This is a genomic window from Mesorhizobium sp. WSM4832 (genome assembly GCF_055811115.1).
Map to the genome: position 1 here is coordinate 38,487 of NZ_JBVVQH010000022.1, position 14,475 is coordinate 52,961.

General features: G+C 64.9%; 15 protein-coding genes. 11 read left to right on the top strand and 4 right to left on the bottom strand.

Translation table 11 applies throughout. From position 1 onward, the window contains the following. The 3 genes from AC0L2L_RS26410 (at position 1) to AC0L2L_RS26420 (ending at position 2,294) form a co-directional block, all read left to right on the top strand. Positions 1-528: a hypothetical protein gene (locus AC0L2L_RS26410; RefSeq protein ID WP_473582528.1), complete on the top strand. Its 528-nt coding sequence runs from the start codon at positions 1-3 to the stop codon at positions 526-528. A gap of 123 nt (positions 529-651) precedes the next feature. Further along, the gene (rarD, locus tag AC0L2L_RS26415) at positions 652-1,581 is read left to right on the top strand and encodes an EamA family transporter RarD (RefSeq protein ID WP_473582530.1); all 930 of its coding nucleotides are present in this window, start codon (positions 652-654) and stop codon (positions 1,579-1,581) included. A 26-nt stretch (positions 1,582-1,607) separates the two neighbouring features. Further along, positions 1,608-2,294, top strand: a complete 687-nt coding sequence (locus AC0L2L_RS26420) for a glutathione S-transferase family protein (protein ID WP_473582532.1) — start codon at positions 1,608-1,610, stop codon at positions 2,292-2,294. Positions 2,295-2,296: 2 nt separating this feature from the next. Here AC0L2L_RS26420 and AC0L2L_RS26425 read toward each other — a convergent pair whose 3' ends face one another. Beyond that, positions 2,297-3,292 carry a transporter gene (locus AC0L2L_RS26425; RefSeq protein ID WP_473582534.1) on the bottom strand — a complete coding sequence of 332 codons (996 nt, stop codon included), beginning with the start codon at positions 3,290-3,292 and terminating at the stop codon, positions 2,297-2,299. Between the two features lie 256 nt (positions 3,293-3,548). Here AC0L2L_RS26425 and AC0L2L_RS26430 point away from each other — a divergent pair, with 256 nt between their 5' ends. From AC0L2L_RS26430 to AC0L2L_RS26440, 3 genes are all read left to right on the top strand, one after another. After that, on the top strand, positions 3,549-4,520 hold the full coding sequence (locus tag AC0L2L_RS26430) for an MBL fold metallo-hydrolase (RefSeq protein ID WP_473582536.1): 972 nt from the start codon (positions 3,549-3,551) through the stop codon (positions 4,518-4,520). 49 nt (positions 4,521-4,569) lie between these two features. Then, positions 4,570-5,031 carry a tetratricopeptide repeat protein gene (locus AC0L2L_RS26435; RefSeq protein WP_473582538.1) on the top strand — a complete coding sequence of 154 codons (462 nt, stop codon included), beginning with the start codon at positions 4,570-4,572 and terminating at the stop codon, positions 5,029-5,031. A gap of 170 nt (positions 5,032-5,201) precedes the next feature. Beyond that, a complete protein-coding gene (locus AC0L2L_RS26440; protein WP_473582539.1) occupies positions 5,202-5,702 on the top strand; it encodes a DoxX family protein in 501 nt (166 codons plus the stop codon). Positions 5,703-5,728: 26 nt separating this feature from the next. Here the strand turns inward: AC0L2L_RS26440 and AC0L2L_RS26445 are convergent, their stop codons facing one another. Continuing rightward, complete coding sequence (locus tag AC0L2L_RS26445; RefSeq protein ID WP_473582541.1) at positions 5,729-6,925, bottom strand: ROK family transcriptional regulator; 1,197 nt, start codon at positions 6,923-6,925, stop codon at positions 5,729-5,731. Between the two features lie 242 nt (positions 6,926-7,167). On the opposite strand from AC0L2L_RS26445, the gene AC0L2L_RS26450 reads away from it, so the two are divergent. From AC0L2L_RS26450 to AC0L2L_RS26465, 4 genes are all read left to right on the top strand, one after another. Beyond that, on the top strand, positions 7,168-9,729 hold the full coding sequence (locus AC0L2L_RS26450; RefSeq protein ID WP_473582543.1) for an ATP-binding cassette domain-containing protein: 2,562 nt from the start codon (positions 7,168-7,170) through the stop codon (positions 9,727-9,729). Continuing rightward, a complete protein-coding gene (locus AC0L2L_RS26455; protein ID WP_473582545.1) occupies positions 9,726-10,715 on the top strand; it encodes an ABC transporter permease in 990 nt (329 codons plus the stop codon). Before AC0L2L_RS26450 ends, AC0L2L_RS26455 begins: the two co-directional genes overlap by 4 nt. 46 nt (positions 10,716-10,761) lie before the next feature. After that, positions 10,762-11,763, top strand: coding sequence for a rhamnose ABC transporter substrate-binding protein (locus AC0L2L_RS26460; RefSeq protein WP_473582547.1), 1,002 nt, complete (start codon positions 10,762-10,764; stop codon positions 11,761-11,763). Between the two features lie 72 nt (positions 11,764-11,835). Next, on the top strand, positions 11,836-12,594 hold the full coding sequence (locus AC0L2L_RS26465; RefSeq protein WP_473582549.1) for a glutamine amidotransferase: 759 nt from the start codon (positions 11,836-11,838) through the stop codon (positions 12,592-12,594). Between the two features lie 251 nt (positions 12,595-12,845). Here the strand turns inward: AC0L2L_RS26465 and AC0L2L_RS26470 are convergent, their stop codons facing one another. Together AC0L2L_RS26470 and AC0L2L_RS26475 are read right to left on the bottom strand one after the other, a co-directional pair. Next, on the bottom strand, positions 12,846-13,160 hold the full coding sequence (locus AC0L2L_RS26470; RefSeq protein WP_473582551.1) for a putative quinol monooxygenase: 315 nt from the start codon (positions 13,158-13,160) through the stop codon (positions 12,846-12,848). 12 nt (positions 13,161-13,172) lie between these two features. Next, positions 13,173-13,955 carry a glucose 1-dehydrogenase gene (locus AC0L2L_RS26475; protein WP_473582553.1) on the bottom strand — a complete coding sequence of 261 codons (783 nt, stop codon included), beginning with the start codon at positions 13,953-13,955 and terminating at the stop codon, positions 13,173-13,175. Between the two features lie 218 nt (positions 13,956-14,173). Between AC0L2L_RS26475 and AC0L2L_RS26480 the strand changes: the two genes are divergently transcribed. After that, on the top strand, positions 14,174-14,389 hold the full coding sequence (locus AC0L2L_RS26480) for a hypothetical protein (protein ID WP_473582555.1): 216 nt from the start codon (positions 14,174-14,176) through the stop codon (positions 14,387-14,389). Positions 14,390-14,475: the final 86 nt, after the last annotated feature.

The following is a 14,475-nucleotide window of genomic DNA, read 5'->3' on the forward strand; positions in this document are numbered from 1 at the left end:
GTGGGTTTTTCGACAAGCTGGTTTGGTTTCCGGGGCTGCGGGATCAAGGAAGTCGCGGCCCTGGTTGGCAGGGAGGTCGGCGGCTCATCGGAAGACTTCGATGCGCCGATAAATGCCTTTTGCAGCGATAAAAACTGGAGGTTCATCATCCTTGATTGCTGCACCTTTCCCAATCCTCCCGATAGCGACCTGTCCGTGTTTTCGCAGGGCAAGGAAATGGTCGTCGTGCATATCGAAGAACATACGATGTTCGCGCGGGCAGAGCTCTGGAGCGATGGAAGCAACATCTGGAGAATTTGGCACAGCGGCGACGAGAACGTCATGGACTTGCACACCACGGGCGATCTTCCAACCTCCTTTGAACCCCTGAGGCAGCAAGCGTTTTCAAGGCAGGACAAGGAAAGCGACGTCGATTATGTTTTCGACATTCCTCTCAATCTGGCGGCGGAGTTGACAGGCTTCAGGCATGATGAGGGAGCACCCGACAGGGTTTTCTTCGAGCTTGTCGAAAAACCCGCCCATCAATGAGCAGGCATCGCTGTTCAGGCGCCTTGAAGCGTAGTCAACCACTTGAACCATCACCGAAAGTCCATTGATCCATCATAATTTTGTGATGGTCTTGGACGGTTCGCTGGGCCATAGCGTTGGGCCATGGTCACCGAAACCGCTCTCCTCGATCAAGACGCCAAGGCCCGCCGCGGCTTCCTGCTGGCGCTTGGCGCCTATTCCCTCTGGGGACTGCTGCCCTTCTACATGAAGGCGGTGGCGCATCTGCCGCTCGCCGAAGTGATCGCCAACCGCGTGGTCTGGTCGGTGCCGATCGCTGCGGCGGTGCTCATCTGGGCCGGCCGCACCGCCGATTTCAAGGCGGCGATCCGCTCGCCCAGGAGCATCGCCATGGCGGCGCTGACGGCGGTGCTGATCTCGGTCAACTGGGGCATCTATGTCTGGGCGATCTCGGTCGGCCGCACCGTCGAGACTGCGCTCGGCTATTACATCAATCCACTGGTCGTCATCGTCGTTGGTGCAGTGCTGCTCGGCGAGCGGCTCGACCGGCTGCAGATCGCTGCTGTGGCGCTTGCGGCAATCGCGGTGGCGGTGCTGACGATCGACGCCGGCAAGCTGCCCTGGGTGTCGCTGGCGCTGGCCTTCTCCTTCGCCGCCTACGGCTTCTTCCGCAAGGCGCTGCCGATCGGCCCGAGCCAGGGTTTCCTGCTTGAGGTGCTTTTGCTCTCGGTGCCGGCGCTCTGTTACATCGCTTACCTGATCGCAACCGGGCAGGACCATTTCGTCTCCGGCACCGCCACCGACACGGCGCTGCTGATCGGCTGCGGCCCGATCACGGCGGTGCCGCTGCTGCTCTTTGCCTTCGGCGCCAGGTTGCTGCGCCTGTCCACCATCGGCATCATGCAGTATATCGCGCCGACCATGGTGTTCCTGATCGCGGTGCTTGTCTTCGACGAACCGTTCGGCACGACGCAGGCGATCGCCTTCGCGCTGATCTGGGCCGCGCTCGCCGTCTACAGCTGGTCGATGTTCAGGGGCCGCGAAGCGCGCACGGTGGTGCCGGCTACCCGTTAAGATAGTTCAGGGCAGGGAGGGGGCTGATGTACGTTCTGCATATCGGCAACAAGAACTATTCATCCTGGTCGCTGCGCCCGTGGCTGCTGATGCGCGTCCTCGCCATTCCCTTCGAGGAGCGGCTGACGCCGTTCCCGACCGGATCGAGTTTCAGCCTCTACCGAAAGGTCTCGCCAAATGGGCGCGTACCCTGCCTTGTCGACGACGGCTGGGCGGTCTGGGACTCGCTCTCGATCGTGGAATACCTGGCCGAACGCCATCAAGGCGTCTGGCCGGCGGACGCAAAAGCCCGCGCCTGGGCGCGGTCGGCCGCGGCCGAGATGCATTCGAGCTTCACGGCGCTGCGCGATCTCTGCCCGATGAGTTGCGGCGTCCGGGTCGAGCCGCTGCCGATGTCCGCTTCGCTGAAGCACGACATCTTCCGCATGGCGGACTTGTGGAACGATGGCCTTGCGCGTTTCGGCGGGCCGTTCCTGGCCGGCGACCGCTTTGGCGCCGTCGATGCCTTCTTCGCTCCCATCGCATTCAGGGCACAGTCCTATGGGCTGGCATTCGAAGGTGAAGCGGCTGCCTATCCGCAACGGCTGCTCGATTTGCCGGCCATGCGCGAATGGTATGCGGCCGGGCTTGCCGAGACGTGGCGCCATCCCGACCACGAAGCCGAAGTCCGCGCCGCCGGCACCATCGTCGAGGATTTGCGAGCAAGAGCGTAGCGCTACACGCGCCCGAGCCGCCGCACGAACATAAAGACGATGCCGGCGATGGCGACCGAAATCGCCGTCACCACCCAGAATCCAAACGGCGTGTCGACAAGCGGCAACCCGCCGACATTCATCCCGAACAGGCCGGAGATGATGGTCATCGGCAGGAGCACCGCCGTCATGACCGAGAGCACGTAGAGCAACTGGTTCGACTGCTCGGTCAGCTTGGCCATCAGCTCGTCCTGCAACAGGCGCGTGCGCGCCTGCAGCTGCTCGCCGTCGTGATGCAGCGTATGTGCCCGGTGCGAGAGCCTTTCCGCCATCTCGTTGACCGGGTCGGGCAGTTCATTGCGATGCGAATGGTCGAGGTGGCGGAAGAGGTTGGTGAGCGTCGCCATCTGCCGGTGGATGATCACCAGCTGCCGGCGTGCATCGACCAGCGCCTGCCGCTCGCTATGCCATGCGTCGACGACGATGCGGTCCTCGATGCCGTCGAGCGTGTCGCCCATCTTGTCGAGCTCGGCCGCCATGCCGTCGAGCGACTGGCCCATCACCGCCTCGATCAGCTCGGCCGGCGTGCGGAATTTACGCGTGCCGCTCTCCACCAGCTTGCGGATTTTGTCGACCGATTCCAGCGGCTGCTTGCGGGCGCCGACCAGCATCTTGTCATTGAAGGCGAAGCGGAAATGCGTGAGCCCGCGCGCCTCCGCAAAATCGTGCCTGAGGTCGGGCAGGTCGCCATAGAGGAAGTCGTCCTCGAAATCGATCTGGCAGCCATGGCTGGGGGACAGGAAGGCATCGCGCACCGGCGCCGGCAGGGCCTGCTCGGCGCCGATCTCCTGGCGGGCACGCATGTCGGTGATCTGGTAGCTACGCCAGGTCCAGTGCGCCTCGGCGGGGTCCTTGGTGCGGGAACCGTCGGCCTTGAAATAGTAGATGAAGAACAGCCCGTGCTCGTCCGGCAGGTAGGGCGAGAGGTCGGTGCCTTCGGAAGGGGCTGCAATGTTCATGGCGGCTTCGCCGGCTCTTGATGCGGTCGGGGGTCGCGGGGCGGCCTGACGGCGCTTCTAGCATGCGCGACCCTTTCGGGTGTGACAGTTCGGTGACGGCCGACGCGGCCTGGGTTCCGATTTCGCGCTTCCCAAAAAATTCTTCCGCGCCCCGGGAATAAAGCCCGGGCGTCCCGGGTCTTGCTGTGTAGCGAGGCCATTTCTCTCATACCGCCTGAGACCTGAAGCAACTCGCAGCCACTAGAGGAGATTTCTGATGTTCAATATGACACGCCGCATGGTGCTCGGATCCGCCGCCGCCGCGGCCGCCTTCGGCATTGCCGGCAAGCTTGAATTCGCGCCCGCGGCTTACGCCGAAACCCCGGTCGAGCCGCTGGTCGGCTTCTACAAATACAAGGTGGGCTCGCTCGAGGTCACCGCCGTCTATGACGGCATCTGGCGCAAGCCGCACGACCCGGCCTTCATCAAGGGCGTGTCGGTCGACGACACCAAGGCGGCGCTTGCCAAGGCGGGGCAGACCACCGAGTTCATGCCGATCCCGCTCACCGTCGTCGTTCTCAAGATGAATGGCCGCACCATCATGATGGATGCCGGCTCCGGCGTCGGCCAGTGGCAGGCCAACGCCACGCATTTGCCGGCCAACATGAAGGCCGCCGGCATCGACTACAAGGCGATCGACACCATCATGATCTCGCATTTCCATCCGGACCATGCCTGGGGCCTGATGGAGAAGGGCACCAACAACCCGGTGTTCCCGAATGCCGAGCTGATCGTCAACGCCACCGAGTACAATTGGTGGACCGATCCGAGCCGGCTCGCCAAGCTGCCCGAGGGCCGCAAGCCGGCTGGCAAGCGCATCGCCGAGAACTTCCCGAAATGGAAGAACTGGAAACTGGTCGACGACGGCACGGAAGTGGTGCCCGGCATTCGCCTCATGGCGGCGCCCGGTCATACGCCCGGCCATTCCGTCTATCATGTCGATGCCGGCTCCGAGCAGTTCCTCGTTTCGGCCGATACCATGTACGTGCCGGCGCTGCTCGCCCCGCATCCCGAATGGCAGGGCGCCTACGACCAGGACGGACCGATGGCGATCTCGACGCGCCACCGGATTATTGACCAGGTCATTGCCGACAATGTCCGCATCTGCGGCTCGCACTTCCCGTTCCCCGGCACAGGCAGCTTCGTCAAGGACGGCAACGCCTACGCCTTCACCCCAACCCAGATCTGACCGGAAAATCCGATCTGATTGAGATCCTGAACAGAAAGCGACAACTCCAATGAAGCACGCACTTTTCGCGGTGCTGGGCGCCATCGCGGTCTTGACCGCGGCCCCCATCGCCATTGCCGTTCCGGCCTATGCCGTGGACGACATCGAAGGCGCTGATGCGCCCGACCTGACGGTCGTGAAGGCCAAGATCGACGCCAAGGACTACAAGGGTGCGCTGGCCGACCTGCGCGACCTCGCGCAGGACACCCAGCAGGCCGACGTCTACAATCTGCTCGGCTTCACGCTGCGCAAGACCGGCGACTACCAGACTTCGCTGACCTACTACACCAAGGCGCTGGAGCTTCAACCCGACCACAAGGCGGCGCATGAATATCTGGGCGAGCTCTATGTCGAGACCGGCGACATGGCCAAGGCCAACGAGCAGCTCGCCTCGCTGCAAAAGCTCTGCCCGTCAGGCTGCGAGGAACTCTCGGACCTCAAGCAGGCGATCGACACCAAGGTGACGCAGTAGGGCGGCCCGTAAGGGCTCGCCATTCCTTGGGCGCCATGGCGGTAGCGCCCGAAAACCGGAGCCGGCGTTCCTCTCCCTCGCGCCGGCTCCGACCTTTCAATCCTCAGGCGCGCGGCCGCGCGGCGCCCGCCCATCTCCAAGACGCCTGCTTCCAAAGACTGGAGCCGACCATGACACCGACCGGACTTGACGAGAAGCTTCACGCCAGGGACGTGGTCCTGCTTGCCGGCCGACTGCTTCTGTCGTTGATCTTCCTGCATGAGGGACTGGAGCTTGCGACCCATTTCGAGGGTGCCCAGAAGGCGATGGCCGCGCTCGGCGTCGGCACGCCGTTGCTTCTCGCCACCATTGCGCTGCAGCTTGGCGCTGGCCTGTCGGTGGCGCTCGGCATCCTCGCGCGGCTGGGCGCGATCGGGCTCGGCCTGTTCTGCCTGATTACGGCAGCCCTCTTCCACACCAATTTCGCCAGCCAGAACGAGCTGCTGCATTTCGAGAAGGACCTCGCCATCGCCGGCGGCATGTTCATCCTGGCGCTCGCCGGCGCGGGCGGGCTGTCGGTCGATCGCATGCTGATCGCGATGACGAAGGCGGGCAAGGGCTCGAGGTCCGAAGCCGAAACCGCGCCGAGCGAACCGTATGTGTCAGCGGGCGCGACCAGCCCGCCGGTCTGACGCAAGCGCTTGCCGTATCCAGCCGTTCAGCCCTGGCCGGCCAGTGCCGAGAGGCTGCCCAGCAGCTTCGTCCGGTCCTTGCCGATCATCAGCACGCTGCTGTCGGGCGCCAGCAATGCCGAGAAGGGCAGCATCGCCGCGCCGATCGGCGAGGCCTCGGGGCCGAACTGGCCCGGCACGATCTCCGGCGCGACGATGCCGATGGCGCTGGTCCGGTTGAACTGCTTCTGCACCTTCGCCAGCAGTTCGAGATGGATCGAGCGCGGCAGGATCGAGTCGAGCACGATCGCCTCGATGTCGATGACCGAGGTGATGGCGATGATCGCCTCGACCAGCGCGTTGGCGCAGTCCTCGATCCATTCGAACAGCGGCTCGCGCGCGCCTGGCGGCATGGGTTCGAGCTCACGCACCCGGACGATCTCGATGCCGCGCGATTTGAGGTGATTGACCAGCACGTAGATCGAGGCGCGGTGCAGCAGGCTCTGGTAGCGCGCCGGCTTGGCCGCCACCGAATCGAGGCTTGACGGCGAGACCGGCAGCGGGCCAAGCGCCGCGCTGTTGCCATGCGGGCCGGTATGCACCTTGCCGCTTTGCACCAGGCCGCCGCCGACGAAGGTGTCGATCGAGATATGCATGAAATCGCGGAAGCGCGAACCCGCGCCTTGCACGAGTTCGGCCAAAGCCGCCGAGGTGGCGTCGTTCTCAATGAACACCGGCGCCTTCGGCGGCGTTGCGAAGAAGGTCATGAGATCGATCGCCTCCCAGCGGTCGCCGAGATCGTCGGGAAAACCGAGCTCCTCGCTCCAGCCGCCGAGGAAATAGGGCGAGGCGATGCCGACGCCGACGATCGAGGCATCGTCGAGCCCATCGACCAGCGCCTCGAAATTGGCAAGCGCGGTGTTGCCAGCCTTGCGCACCAGATCCGGGTCCGGATAGCGGTATTCATGCGATGCGCGGGCACGCACCTCGCCGGCGAAGTCGACCAGCACCGCCTCCAGCGCGCGCCGGCCGATCTTGATGCCGACGCTGTAGATGCGCTCCGGCGCCAGCCGGTAGAGGGTGGATGGCGATCCGCGCTGTCCAAACCTTTTTCCCACTTGCTTTACGAAACCGGCAGACTCCAGCCCGTCGACGATGTCGGCGACGGCGGCAGGCGTGAGGTGGGCGGCGCGCGCCAGGTCGGACTTGGAAGCCTCCTTCAGGCGGCGGATGGCATCGAGCACGAAACGCTCATTATAGTGACGAACCTTGACAGAATTGCTGCCTTTTCCCGACAAAACGCCATCTCCCAAGTCTTGCCGCGGGTGCGGTCGGCTCTATCTGCAATCGCGCTCGTGAAGCTGCGGATCGCTGGTGAGCACGGCGCGACACTGCGCGTTGCGCGCATGGAAGTCAATTTTCCGGTTGCGGCTTGAAGGCATTTAATATAGCAAATTGAAAAAATAACTACGACCAGGGAGGAAACGTGCTGCAGCAAGGCGCGCTTGGCGAAGTCGTTGCGACGGCGCAAGGGAAGCCCGTTCCGGTAGCGCTGGTTGGCGCCACCAAGGCTTTCGGCGGTACCATTGCGCTCAAGGACGTTTCCTTCGAATTGCGCTCCGGCGAGGTGCTTGCGCTGCTCGGCGAGAACGGCGCCGGCAAGAGCACCTGCGTCAAGCTGCTGGCCGGCGTGCATTCGCCGACGGACGGCCATGTCGAGGTCGACGGCAAACCCGCTGCCTTCCGTTCCCCGCACGACGCGCAAGCCGCCGGCATCGCGGTCATGCACCAGCATCCCGGCTTGTTTCCTGATCTGTCGGTCGCGGAAAATATCTATCTCGGCCACATGCCGCGCGGCCTTGGCGGCATCGATAACGCCGCCATGCTTGTCGGCGCGCGCAAGGTGCTTGCGACCGTCGGCCTCGCCGTTCCTGCCGACACCAGGCTCGGCGCCTTGCGTACCTCCGAGCAGCAATTGGTCGAGATTGCGCGCGCGTTGTCGCTCGACGCGCGCGTGCTGATCATGGACGAGCCGACCGCCGCGCTCTCGCAGCGCGAGGTGGAGCGGCTCTTCACCGTCGTCGCCGATCTCAGGCAGCACGGCGTGGCGATGATGTTCGTCGGCCATCGCATGGACGAGATCTTCCGCATTGCCGACCGCATCGCGGTGCTGCGCGACGGCCGCCTCGTCGGCGTCAGGCCGAAGGCCGAGCTCGGCCGCGCCGCGGCGATCTCCATGATGGTCGGCCGGGAGGTCAGCGACCTCTACCCGGAGCGTCGCGAAAAGCCGGGCGCGCTGGTGCTGGAGGCGAGGGGACTGTCGCGCGCCGGCGCCTTCGCCGATATCGACCTCAAGCTCAACGCCGGTGAGGTGGTCGGGCTCGGCGGCCTGGTCGGCAGCGGCCGCACCGAGATCGCGCGCGTGCTGTTTGGCATCGACCAGCCCGATGCCGGCGAGATCCTCATCGACGGCAAGCCGGTGCGCTTCACTTCCGCGCGCGACGCCATGGACGCGCGCATCGCCTATGTCTCGGAAGATCGCATGGGCCAGAGCCTGGTCATGGATTTCGGCGTTCTCGACAACGCCGTGCTGCCGGTGCTGGGCAAGGCGACGCGCTTCGGCCTCTACGGCACCGACCGCGCCGTCGGCCTCGTCGCCGATTGGCTGAAACGCATGAAGCTACGCTTCGCCGGCTACGGCCAGCCGGTCAAGGAACTCTCCGGCGGCAACCAGCAGAAGGTGGTGCTGGCCAAATGGCTGCGCACCGAGCCGCGCGTGCTGATCCTCGACGAGCCGACGCAAGGCATCGACGTCGGCACCAAGGCCGAGGTGCATGCCATGATCGCCGACCTCGCCGCGCAAGGCATGGCGATCCTGCTGATCTCCTCGGAAATGCCGGAGCTCATCGGCATGTGCGACCGCATCGTCGTGCTGCGCGAGGGCCATCGCACGGCCGAGTTCGCCAGCGGCGAAGTAACCCAGGAAAAGGTGCTCGAGGCCGCAACCCGCACCGTCGAGCAAGCCGGCGCGGCGACAGAAGCGGCGCAGGCAGCCCTCGAGGAAGCAAGCAAAGGGCCTGGGCATTTCCTGAAGCGCCGCGAGTTCGGCCTGCTTGCCGCGATGCTGGCGGTTGCCATTCCCGTCACCATCATTAATCCGCGCATGGTCAGCGCCGCGAACCTGACGGCGGTCTCGATGGACGCGGCGCTGCTGGTCGTTGCCGCTCTTGCCCAGATGCTGGTGCTGATCACCCGCAACATCGATCTCTCGATCGCTTCGGTGATCGGCCTGTCCGCCTATATGGCGGCGAGCATGGTGCAGGCTTACCCGGGCATGGACATCGCATTTGGCCTCGCGACCGCCTGCGCCGTCGGCGCTCTCTGCGGGCTCATCAACGGCCTCGTCGTCACAAGGGGCAGGATTCCCGCCATCGTCGTCACCTTGGCCTCGATGTCGATCTTCCGCGGCTTCAACTCCATCTGGGCCGCCGGCAACCAGGTCAGCGCCGACGAAGTGACGCAGAGATGGCTCGACATGACCGGGTTGAAACTCGCCGGCGTGCCGCTGATCGTCGCCATCGCGGTCCTCATCCTCGGCGCCGGCTATGTGCTGCTCTACCGCACGGCGATCGGCCGCGAGCTGTTCGCCACCGGCTCCAATCCGGACGGTGCGCGCCTCATCGGCATTCCCGTCGACCGGCGCATCCTCATGGCCTTCGGCCTGGCCGGGCTGCTCGGCGGCCTGTGCGGCGCGCTCTGGGCCTCGCGCTACGCAACCATCGACGCCCGCGTCGCGCTCGGTTTCGAGCTGACGGTGATCGCGTCGGCCGTGGTCGGCGGCGTCGCCATCCGTGGCGGCTCCGGCACGCTGCTCGGCATCGTGCTCGGATCGCTGACGCTCTTGGTCATCAAGAACGGGCTGACCCTGGTGCGGGTCGATCCGCTGTGGCTGCAGGGCGTCTACGGCCTGGTGATCCTCGTCGCCATCGGCATCGACACCTTCATCGTGCGGCGCGCCGAGCAGGCGAGACAGGCAAGGATGAGATGACGAGATTCCTCCGCTCCATCGACTTCTGGGATTTGCTGCTGGCCGCCGCCTGCCTCGCGGTCTTCCTCTACGCCGCGGTCTTCGTGCCGAACTTCGTCTCCGGCTTCAACCTGTCGCAGCTTGCGGCCAGCGCGTCGGAAAAGGCGCTGCTGATCCTGCCTATGACGCTGCTCATCATCGCCCGCGAGATCGACCTGTCGATCGCCTCGGTGCTGGCGCTGGCCTCGGTGATCTTCGGCCTGCTCGTCCAGGCCGGCATGCCGACATTGGTGGCGATCCCGCTGACGCTGCTCTTCGGCGCGCTGCTTGGCGCCTTCAACGGCTTTCTGGTGTCCGCGCTCGGCCTGCAGTCGCTGGTGGTGACGCTCGGCACCATGGCGCTCTACAGGGGCATCGGCTACATCCTGCTCGGCACCGGCTCGGTCAACATCCTGCCGCCCGCGATCGTGGATTTCGGCATCGACAACCTGCCCGGCACGCAGATCCCCTGGACCATCGTGCCCTTCCTGGTTTTGGCGCCCGTATTTGCGATCGTCTTGCAGAAGACCGCGACCGGCAAGCGGCTTTATGCGCTGGGCGGCAGCCCGGAAGTCGCACGCTACTCCGGCATCGACACGCGCCGCATGGTGCTTTCGCTCTTCGTCGTCTCCGGCGTCGTCGCGGCGGTCGCCGGCATCGTCTACACCGCGCGCCTTTCCAATGCGCGGGCCAACAACGCGCTCGGCATGGAGCTCGACGTCATCACCATCGTGCTGCTCGGCGGCGTCAGCGTCTTCGGCGGCAAGGGCCGGCTGACCGGCGTCATGCTGGCGCTGGTGCTGATCGCCATCATCCGCAACGTGCTGGCGCTCAACCAGATCGGCGGCGATGCGCAGGGCATGATCATCGGCCTGCTTCTGATCGGCTCGCTGCTGGTCGGCAATTACTGGCGCTCCCTGGAGGAGCGGCTCTCAAGATCGCGCGCCTTGCGCGAGACCAAGGGGTGATCTCGGGCCCCTTCTCGAAGCCCGGAGTCTGATGGAGGAGTAAACAATGAAAAGCTTTCGATTAGCCCTGCTTGCATCTGCGGTCCTGCTTGCCCCTGCTTCGCTGGCCCTTGCCGACGAATGCGCCAAGGAGCCGGTGACCGTCGGCTTCCTGCCCAAGCTCGACACCGATCCTTATTTCAAGGTCGCCCAGCAGGGCGCCGAGGAGGCCGCCAAGGAGATCGGCGGCAAGGCGATCCAGGTCGCGCCTTCGCAGGCGACTGCCGAGGCGCAGATCGATTTCATCAACAGCCTTGTCACGCAGAAGGTCGGCGTCATCGCCATCTCGGCCAATGACGCCAATGCCGTCGCGCCGGCGCTGAAGCGCGCCGCGCAGCAGGGCCTGAAGGTGGTGTCCTACGATTCGGACGTCGCCGGCGATGCCCGCTCGGTCTTCGCCAACCAGGCCAAGGGCGACAGCCTTGCCGAGATGATGCTGGAAAGCGCCTATAATCTGATGGGCGGCGAGGGCGACTTCGCCATCCTGTCGTCGACGCCGACGGCCACCAACCAGAACGCCTGGATCGACTTCATGAAGAAGAAGATGGCGGCCGAGCCGAAATTCGCCAAGATGAAGCTGGTGCAGGTCGCCTATGGCGAGGAAAGCGAGCAGGTCAACCAGCAGCAGGCGCTGGCGCTCGTCCAGGCCTTCCCCGATCTCAAGGCGATCATCGTTCCGGCCGGCATCGGCCTGCCGGCGGCGGCGCGCGCCCTGGAGGAGGCTGGTCTGATGGGCAAGGTCAAGCTGACGGGCCTCGCGCCGGCGACGCTGATCTCGAAATACATCAAGGACGGCTCCGCCCAGGACATCTGGTGGAACGTCTCCGATCTCGGCTACCTGACCTACCAGGCCGCCCAGGCGCTGGCGCAGTGCAAGATCACCGGCAAGGAAGGCGAGAAGTTCAAGGCCGGCCGGCTCGGCGAGTACACGATCGGCGCCGGCGGCGAGCTGGTGCTCGGGCCGGCCAAGATCGTGACGCCGGAAAACCTGGCCGAGTTCAAGTTCTGATTTTTTGAACCTGGCGGGCGCCGTTCACGCCGGCGCCTCGCCACCTTTTCCATCGATTGGACGGTTCAGGCAATGAAGATCCTGCTTGCGGGCGAAACCTTTTCGGCCACGACGTCGGTGGCCTCCGGCGCCGACGTGCTGACCAGCGCCGCCTACATCAACGGCGCCGCCGCCTTCAACGCTGCTCTGGCCGCCGAGGGAATCTCGGTCACCCAGATCGGCGGCGAGCGTTGCTCGGCCGAATTCCCCTACGATCTCGAAGCGCTGGCGCCCTACAAGGCGGTGGTGATCTCCGATGTCGGCGCGCTGAGCTTGCTGGTCACGCCCGAAGCCCGCGCGGGCCGCATCGGCATCAACCGCCTCGAGGTGCTGAAAACCTATGTCGAGGGCGGCGGCGGGCTGATGCTGGCCGGCGGCTATATGGGCTTTCAGGGCATGTTCGGCACGGCGCGCTTCCACGACACGCCGGTCGAGGATGTGCTCCCGGTGCGTTGCCTGCCGTTCTGCGATGGCCTGGAAGTGCCGCAGGGCCTGCAGGCTACCATCCTGCAAGCGTCGCATCCGATCCTTGCCGGCATCGATGGGCCGCTGCCGCCGATCCTCGGCATGAACAAGACCGATTTCCGACGCGACGGCACCTCGCGGCTGCTCGCCTCCTGCCATTATCGCGGCGCGGACTGGCCGCTGCTTTCGGTGCGCGAGCATGGAAAGGGCCGCAGCGCCGCCTGGACGACCGACATCGGCCCGCACTGGCTGTCGCAGGATTTCCTGGCCTGGCCGCTCTACGGCCGGCTGATGGCCAACATCATCCGCTGGATATCGGGTGGATAGATTCCCCGCTTTGACCAGTGCCGCCGCCCGACGCTCCCTGCGGGCGCTTGCGAAGCGGTCAGGCAACACGCTTCGTGCGGCACTGGTCAAAACCTCCCTCAATCTTCGTTAGCGGCGCTGCTCAAGCGCTGGACCGACCTCAGCTACCCGGATGAGCATGCGGTCGCCAAGGTCCGCGGCAACGACATGCCGAACGTCGACCTTGTGCTGGAGCACAGCATGCCGGTGGATGTTATTTGGGAGTAATTGTCTCAGCTTGAAATTTGAGGTTTCGCCTTGAGGGAAATCGGATCGGTTTCGAGTAGGCGAAGCGACTTGACCATATCGGCGGTCCCGACCTTGTATTTCAGAAAGTGCGGCGTGGTCAGATGCGCTTCATATGCTGCTTGGTCGGCATAACCTTCGATCACTCGTACCAAGTGGCTATTTTCTTTCATGGCAACCGCAAACAAAAACAGCACTCCGGGCTCCAGCCGCACCGAGGCTTCGATCTCCTCTGAGAGCAATGCGTTGAAGGCGTCGACGCTGCCCGGGTCGATCTCCAACTCGGCCATCCTCACGATCATTGTTCGCTCCGCTTAAAGCACGCTCGTGATCCCGCCATCCACCAGCAGCGTCTGTCCCGTCACGAAGCTGGCGGCATCGGACGCCAGGAACACGGCGGCGCCGGCCAGTTCCTCCGCATCGCCCCAGCGCCGCATCGGCGTGCGGCCGGTGAGCCAGGTCGAGAATTTCTCGTCGGCGACCAGAGCGGCGTTCAACTCGGTCCTGAAATAGCCGGGCGCGATCGCGTTGACGCGCACGCCGTGCTGGCCCCATTCGCCGGCCATCGACTTGGTCAGCATGGTGATGGCGCCCTTGCTCGCCGCGTAAGGCGCGATCGAGGGGCGGGAGAGCGCGCTCTGCACGGACGAGATGTTGATGATCACGCCCTTGCGGCGTGCGATCATGCCTTTCACCGCGGCGCGGCTTACCTTGAACACGCCGTCGAGATTGGTCGCCATCAACGCGTCCCAGTCTTCGTCACTGAAGGTTTCGAGCGGCGCTCGGCGCTGGATGCCGGCATTGTTGACCAGGATGTCGATCGGGCCGGTGCCGGCTTCGCTCGCTGCGATTGCCCCGTCGACCGACTGGGTGTCGGTGACGTCGATCACGGCTTCCGCCACGGTATAGCCTTCGGCGCGCAGGCGGTCGCCGGCCGCCTTGAGCTCGTCGGCCTTGCGGCCGCCGATGGTGACGCGCGCGCCGGCGCCGGCAAGTGCTTCGGCGAAGGCGAGGCCCAGCCCGCGGCTGGCGCCGGTGATGAAGGCATGCCTGCCTTCGAGCCCGAAAAGACGGCCGAGATAATCAGTCGAACGCAATTTGCACCCTCATCGATTTGTCGCCGGCAAGCCCGCCGGCCGTCGCCAGCGTGCCGCGCGGCTCGATGAAGTGCAAGACTGGAGCCTGCGGCCTCCAAGATAGCGTGCAGAAGCCGCAGCGTGAGGCCCGATCCCGATACCCAGCGGCGAGGACGCCCGCGCTCTGTGTTGTTTGAGGCAACGCTAATGCCAGAGCTTGGCTTGCATGGGCGAATCTGATGCTGTGGCTCAACAGGCTATGGGGGCGAATGATGCTCAAGTGGGGTGCTATCCTTGGCATCGTCGGCTTTCTCGGCGGCTTCGTGGGACCGGTCATCTTCACGCCGGAAGCAAATCAGGGTCCGATGCTTGGCATCTTTATCACAGGCCCGCTCGGCTTCATCCTCGGGCTGGTCGTTGGCTTTGTCCTGCGGATGTTGCCCGAACGCCGCTAGGCTTCGGCGCGGACGGCATTGGCGCCACGCCGGTCGTCTATCTCTATCTGGACCGCCTGAGCGCGCGTAAACCCTCGCTCCGGCTT

Excerpts from the sequence above, each read along its gene's own strand:
- rarD (WP_473582530.1), top strand. The coding sequence starts at position 652 with ATGGTCACCGAAACCGCTCTCCTCGATCAAGACGCCAAGGCCCGCCGC.
- AC0L2L_RS26420 (WP_473582532.1), top strand. The coding sequence starts at position 1,608 with ATGTACGTTCTGCATATCGGCAACAAGAACTATTCATCCTGGTCGCTG.
- AC0L2L_RS26425 (WP_473582534.1), bottom strand. The coding sequence starts at position 3,292 with ATGAACATTGCAGCCCCTTCCGAAGGCACCGACCTCTCGCCCTACCTG.
- AC0L2L_RS26430 (WP_473582536.1), top strand. The coding sequence starts at position 3,549 with ATGTTCAATATGACACGCCGCATGGTGCTCGGATCCGCCGCCGCCGCG.
- AC0L2L_RS26435 (WP_473582538.1), top strand. The coding sequence starts at position 4,570 with ATGAAGCACGCACTTTTCGCGGTGCTGGGCGCCATCGCGGTCTTGACC.
- AC0L2L_RS26440 (WP_473582539.1), top strand. The coding sequence starts at position 5,202 with ATGACACCGACCGGACTTGACGAGAAGCTTCACGCCAGGGACGTGGTC.
- AC0L2L_RS26455 (WP_473582545.1), top strand. The coding sequence starts at position 9,726 with ATGACGAGATTCCTCCGCTCCATCGACTTCTGGGATTTGCTGCTGGCC.
- AC0L2L_RS26460 (WP_473582547.1), top strand. The coding sequence starts at position 10,762 with ATGAAAAGCTTTCGATTAGCCCTGCTTGCATCTGCGGTCCTGCTTGCC.
- AC0L2L_RS26465 (WP_473582549.1), top strand. The coding sequence starts at position 11,836 with ATGAAGATCCTGCTTGCGGGCGAAACCTTTTCGGCCACGACGTCGGTG.
- AC0L2L_RS26470 (WP_473582551.1), bottom strand. The coding sequence starts at position 13,160 with ATGATCGTGAGGATGGCCGAGTTGGAGATCGACCCGGGCAGCGTCGAC.
- AC0L2L_RS26480 (WP_473582555.1), top strand. The coding sequence starts at position 14,174 with ATGCTGTGGCTCAACAGGCTATGGGGGCGAATGATGCTCAAGTGGGGT.